The sequence below is a fragment of the Streptomyces sp. NPDC002754 genome, assembly GCF_053592315.1.
In genome coordinates this window covers 1-6,266 of record NZ_JBSFVM010000073.1, presented here as the reverse complement: position 1 = coordinate 6,266, position 6,266 = coordinate 1, and the positions used below count along the sequence as shown (strand labels likewise).

Sequence of the window (6,266 nt, the reverse complement as noted above, 5' to 3'; positions counted from 1 at the left end):
CGCTCCTCGAACATCCCGGCCACGGACGAATCCCGCACCGCCGCGGCGGTGTCGTTCCACCGCACCAGCACCCGGTCCCGCTCACCGGCGTCGAGAACATCCACCGCGGCCAGCCGCACATCAGGCGCCGCGGTCACCTTGGTCAGCACCCGTACGAACCAGTCCGCCATACGCCCGGCCGTGGCCTCGTCGAACAGATCGGCCGACACGGTGACGGTGCCACGCAGGCCCGACGGACGGTCCTCGGCGTCGAACATCTCGGCGATCCCGACGTTCAGGTCGTACTTCGCCGATGCCGAGGTCGAGGCCGACGCCGACGCCGACGCTCCGTCCGGTGAGTCGGCGCCCGTGCCGGTGCGCGCCCCCGGTAGCTCCAGCGACGCCTCGTCGGTGTTCTGGAGGGTGAGGAACACCTGGAACAGCGGGTGGCGTGCCATCGACCGGGTTGGAGCCAGTTCTTCCACCAGGCGCTCGAACGGCATGTCCTGGTGCGCGAACGCACCCAGGCCCGACTCCCGCACCCGGGCCAGCACCTCCCGGAACTCCGGGTCGCCCGACAGGTCCGTGCGGATCACCAGGCTGTTGACGAAGAACCCGACCAGACCGTCCAGCGCCTCGTCGCCTCGGCCCGCGATCGGCGATCCGATGGGAATGTCGGTGCCTGCCCCGAGCCGGGAAAGTGTCACCGCCAGCGCGGCCTGCAGCACCATGAACGCCGTCACGCCCTCGTCCCGTGCCAGCTCCGCCAGCCTCTGGTGCACCTCGGCCGGCACCCGCAGCGGCACCCGGTGTCCCCGGTGGCCGGCCTCAGCCGGTCGCGGGCGATCCACCGGCAGCGCCAGCTCCTCCGGCGCTCCCGCCAACGTGTCGCGCCAGTACGCGGTCTGGGTCGACAGCAGGCTGTCGGGATCGGACTCCTCGCCCAGCAACTCCCGCTGCCAGAGCGTGTAGTCGGCGTACTGCACCGGCAGCGGCTCCCAGTCGGGGGCCTGCCCTTGCAGCCGCGCCGCGTACGCGGTCGAGAGGTCCCGGCTCAGCGGGGCCATCGACCAGCCGTCGCCCGCGATGTGGTGCATCACGACCACCAGGAGCTGCTCGTCACCCGAGTCGAACAGCCAGGCCCGGATGGGCAGTTCCGCCGACAGGTCGAACGCGTACCGCATCGCCTGCGCGACGGCCGCTGCTCGTTCGCCGCGCTCCACTTGAGAGACCCGCAGTTCCCAGTCCAGGTCCCGAGGATCGATGACCTGCTGGTACGGCGTGCCGTCCACCGCGGGGAAGACCGTCCGCAGCGACTCGTGGCGGCCGATGACATCGCGTAGTGCCGCACCCAGCGCGGCGACGTCCACTTCGCCGCTCAGCCGGATCGTCGTGGGCAGGTTGTACGTCGGGCTCGGGCCTTCGAGTTGTGCGAGGAACCACAGCCGTTGCTGCGCGAACGACAGCGGCACTCGCTCGGGCCGCGTTGCTGCCGCGCGCAACGGCGTTCGGGCCTGCCGTGCGCTCCCGGTCCGCTGGGCGGCGAGACCCGCCACCGTCGGGTACTCGAACAGGGTCCTGACCTCGACCTCCACGCCCAGCACCGCGCGGATCCGCGACACGAGACGCACCGCGAGCAGCGAATGCCCGCCCAGCTGGAAGAAGTTGTCGTCCACGCCCACCGACTCAAGGCCCAGTACGTCGGCGAACGCCGCGCACAGGATCTCCTCGGTGGGCGTGGCCGGGCCCCGGCCCGCTCCGGTGGCGTACTCGGGGGCGGGCAGCGCCTTGCGGTCCAGCTTGCCGTTCACCGTCAACGGCAGCACCGGCAGCGGGACGACGGCGGCCGGGATCATGTAGTCGGGCAGCTGTCCGGCCACGAACTCCCGCAGTCCGGCGAGGTCCATGTCGTCATCGCCGTCGTCCGCGGGGACGACGTAGGCGACGAGCCGCTTGTCACCGGGGGTGTCCTCGCGTGCCACCACGACGACCTGCCGGACCTCCGGGTGGGCCGACAGCACGGCCTCTATCTCGCCGGGCTCGATCCGGAAGCCGCGCACCTTCACCTGCTCGTCGGCCCGTCCGACGAACACCAACCGGCCGTCCGGGGCCCACTTGACCACGTCTCCGGTCCGGTACATCCGCTCACCGACGGAGCCGAACGGGCAGGCCACGAACCGCTCTCCGGTCAGTCCGGGCCGGCCCACGTATCCGCGTGCCACACCGGCACCCGCGACATAGAGTTCGCCGGCGACTCCCACGGGGGCGGGGCTGAGTGTGTCGTCCAGCACGAACAGGCGGACGTTGGCGATCGGCGTACCGATCGACGGTTCGGCTCCGGGCGCGAGCGGCATCGACATCGACGCACACACCGTGATCTCCGTCGGACCGTAGGCGTTGATCAGGCGGCGGCCGGGTGCCCACCGCTCGACCAGCTCCGCGTCCAGGGCCTCACCTGCGGAGACCAGCGTGGTCACCGAGTCCAGGCCTGCGGCGCCGAGCGCCCTCAGGACAGCCGGCGGCAGCGTCGTGTGCGTGATGCCGTGACCGGCGACCAGGTCGGCCAGCCCGCCACCGGGCAGCAACTCGTCCGCCGACGCCATCACCAGTGCCGCACCGGAGCACAGTGTCACCAGCACTTCCGACACCGCCGCGTCGAACCCGGCCGAGGCGAACTGCAGCACCCGCGCGCCCTGTTCCACCGCGAACCGTCCGCCCTGGGCGGCCACGAGGTTCACGATTCCGGCGTGCTCGATCGCCACGCCCTTCGGGGCACCCGTCGACCCCGACGTATAGATCACATACGCCAGGGCGGCCGGGTCGATCGACACCTCCGGCGCGGCCTCCGGCTGGGCGTCCACCAGCGCGGACGTCGTGCGGTCGTCGAGGGCGACCAACGGGACCCGGCCGACCGGCAGATCGTCCAGCAGATCCTGCGTGCCCAGGACGAGTTGCGCACGGCTGTCGGCCAGCATGAACGCCACCCGGTCCACGGGCAGCCGCCCGTCGATCGGCAGGTACGCCGCGCCCGCCTTCAGTACGGCGAGGATCGCGGTCACGAGGCCGGCGCCGCGCGGCAGGCACAGGCCCACCACCGACTCGGGGCCCACGCCCATGCCGCGCAGATGACGGGCCAGCCGGTTCGCCGCCGCGGCCAGCTCCCGGTACGTCGTCTCCACGCCGTCGGCCACCACCGCGACCGCGTCGGGCGCGGCCTGCACCTGCCGCTCGAACACGTCCACCACCGACGGGCCCACCACATCCGTGGCGGTGTCGTTCCACCCGTCGACCAGCAGTTCTCGCTCCCGCGCATCGAGAACGTCCACCGCTGTCAGCCGCACATCAGGCGTCGTGGTCACCGTGTCGAGGACCCGCGCGAACCAGCCGGCGAACCTGGCGGCGGCCGGTTCGTCGAACAGGTCCGCCGCCACCGTCACCATGCCGTGCCAACCCGCGGGCCGGCGACGGTCGTCGAACTGCTCCACCATCGTCACGTCGAGATCGAACTTCGCGGGCACCGGCACCGAGCCGTCCACGGCGAAGGCCTCACGGCCGGTGCGCCGCCCCGGCATGTCGAGCGAGGCGCGCTCCATGGTCTGCACGGTCAGCGTGACCTGGAACAGCGGATGGCGGGACATCGACCGCTCCGGCGCCAGCTCCTCCACCAGCCGCTCGAACGGCACGTCCTGGTGCGCGAACGCGCCCAGGCTCGCGCTTCGGACCCGGCTCAGCACCTGCCGGAACTCCGGGTCGCCCGACAGGTCCGTGCGGATCACCAGGCTGTTGAGGAAGAAGCCGACCAGGTCGTCCAGCGCCTCGTCGCCTCGGCCCGCGATCGGGGACCCGATGGGAATGTCGGTGCCGGCCCCGACGCGCGACAGTGTCACCGCCAGCGCGGCCTGCACCACCATGAACGCCGTCACGCCCTCGGCGCGCGCCAGCTCCGTCGCCCGCCGGTGCACCTCGGCCGACACCCGGAACGGCACGGCGTGCCCGCGGTGGGTGGCCACCGCGGGCCGCGGCCGGTCCACCGGCAGCGGCAGCTCTTCCGGGACTCCGGCCAGCGTCGCCCGCCAGTACCGCACCTGCTCCGACAGCAGGCTGTCGGGGTCGGACTCCTCGCCCAGCAACTCCCGCTGCCACAGGGCGTAGTCGGCGTACTGCACCTGCAGCGGCCGCCACTCCGGGGCCCGGCCCCGCTGCCGCGCCGCGTACGCCGCCGACACATCACGGCTGAGCGGACCCATCGACCAGCCGTCGCTGGCGATGTGGTGCATGACCACCACCAGCACCTGCTCGTCGGGACCGGCCTCGAACAGCCACGCCCGGACCGGCAGCTCCGCCGACAGATCGAACGCGTACTCCGATGCCTGCCGCACGGCCGCGGACAGGTCGCCAGGCGTCACCTCGGTGACCTGGACAGCCCAGTCGAGCTCCCCCGGGGCAAGGACCCGCTGGTAGGGCTCGCCGTCCACGGCCGGGAACACGGTACGCAGCGACTCGTGACGTTCGATCACATCGCGCAGCGCCGCGCCCAGCACCGCGGCGTCCACTCCGCCGAGCGACACCACCACGGGGATGTTGTACGTCGGGTTCGGCCCTTCCAACTGGCCCAGGAACCACAGCCGTCGCTGCGCGAACGACAACGGAACCAGCTCCGGACGCGTCTGCGCCGCCCGCAGCGGCGTGCGTGCCTGCCCCGCTCCCTCGGCCATCCAGGCCGCCAGGCCGGCCACCGTCGGGGCCTCGAACAGCGTCCGGACCTCGATCTCCACACCGAGTACGACGCGGATCCGCGACACCAGCCGGACCGCCAGCAGCGAATGGCCGCCCAGATCGAAGAAGCCGTCGTCCACGCCCACCGACTCCACCCCGAGGATGTCGGCGAACGCCGCGCACAGGATCTCCTCCGTGGGCGTGGCCGGGCCCCGGCCCACGCCGGTGGCGTACTCCGGCGCCGGCAGGGACTTGCGGTCCAGCTTGCCGTTGGCGGTCAGCGGCAGCGCGTCCAGCGTCACGAACGCGGCGGGGACCATGTGCTCGGGCAGCCGCCGCGCGAGGAACTCCCCTATGCCGCCGCTGTCCACGTCTTCGGTATCCGTGTCGGCGGGCACCACGTAGGCGACCAGACGCTTGTCACCCATGGTGTCCTCACGCGCGACCACCGCGACCCGGGACACCTCCGGATGTGTCAGCAGGGCGGCCTCGATCTCGCCGGGCTCGATCCGGAAGCCACGCACCTTGACCTGGTCATCGGCCCGGCCGGCGAAGACGAGTTGCCCGTCCACCGTCCACTTGGCCAGGTCCCCGGTCCGGTACATCCGCTCCCCGGAGCCGAAGGGGCAGGCCACGAACCGCTCGCCGGTCAGCCCCGCGCGACTCACGTACCCGCGCGCCAGCCCGGCACCCGCCACATACAGCTCCCCGGACACACCCACCGGCACCGGTTGCAGCGTCCCGTCGAGTACGTACAGGCGGGTGTTGGCGATCGGCGTACCGATCGGCACCACCCCGGCAGCCACCCCTTCCACGGTCAGTTCACCGGTTGCCACCCCGACCGTGGTCTCGGTCGGCCCGTAGTGGTTGAACACCTTCCGGCCGCCGGCAGCCGCCAGCAGTTCCGCCGTCCAGTCGACCTGCGCGGCCTCACCACCGAGCACCACGGACCCGGCCGGCAGCAACGCCTCGACACCCACCGCGGCCGTCAACGCCGCCAGATGCGAAGGCACCACCTTCATCGCATCGATCCGCTGCTCCCGCAGATACCCGGACACCGCAACCGGATCCGTCACCAACTCCGCGTCCAGCACGTGCAGTTGCCCGCCGGAGACCAGGCTGCTGAACACCACGGTGTTACCCAGGTCGGTCACCTGCGCCTGCAACAGCGCATACCGCGCCCCCGGCACATCCCAGCCCAACCGCCCCGACACCGACGACACATAGTTGGCCAGCGACCCATGCGTCACCGCCACACCCTTCGGCACACCCGACGACCCCGACGTATAGATCACGTACGCCAACCCGGCCGCGTCCACCATCACATCGGGCGAGGTCTCCCCGTACCCGTCGAGGAGCGCGGCGGTCATCGGGTCGTCGACGGCAACCATCCGCACCCGGCCGACCGGGAGGTCGTCCAGTGCCTCCTGGGTGCCGAGCACGAGTTGCGCCCGGCTGTCGGTCAGCATGAACGCGACTCGTTCTGCCGGGAGTTGGGCGTCGATCGGCAGGTACGCCGCGCCCGCCTTCCACACCGCCAGGATCGCCGTCACCATCTCCACGCCACGCGG

At 71.8% G+C, this 6,266-nt stretch carries 1 protein-coding gene; it reads right to left on the bottom strand.

Annotated features, from left to right (window positions below):
- Positions 1-6,266, bottom strand: a 6,266-nt coding sequence (locus ACWD2L_RS40740) for an amino acid adenylation domain-containing protein (RefSeq protein ID WP_451193772.1), incomplete at both ends; no start/stop codon positions are given.